Raw genomic sequence first — 301 nt, forward strand, 5'->3', positions numbered from 1 at the left:
GCGCTGGGCTTCATCTGCGTGGCCTCATGGCGGCCCGCGCGGGCGGGCGACCCGATCGAGCCGGCCGCGTCCGCCGTGGTCTATGCGGGCGTGGGCGCCGGCATCGCGGCGACCGGGCTGGCCTGCCTGGCCCTGATGGCGGCCGGCGCCACGGCGGCGCAATGCTGGATGGCGCTGGGCGCGCTGGCGCTGGCCTTGTCGATGGCCGCCTGGCCCAGACTGCGCGGGGCGCTGCCGGCCACCGCCGCGTCCGCCCGCCCATCCGACCGGGAACCGCTGCCGCGCGGCATGGCGGGACTGG

1 protein-coding gene is annotated in these 301 nt (G+C 79.4%); it reads left to right on the plus strand.

Features of this window, described 5'->3' with window-relative positions; genetic code table 11:
• On the plus strand, positions 1-301 hold a 301-nt coding region (locus tag KUA57_RS09540; RefSeq protein ID WP_218494165.1), incomplete at both ends, for a YbfB/YjiJ family MFS transporter.

Origin of the sequence: Streptococcus vulneris, from assembly GCF_019218685.1 — a bacterium.
Taxonomy (GTDB): Bacteria; Bacillota; Bacilli; order Lactobacillales; family Streptococcaceae; genus Streptococcus; species Streptococcus vulneris.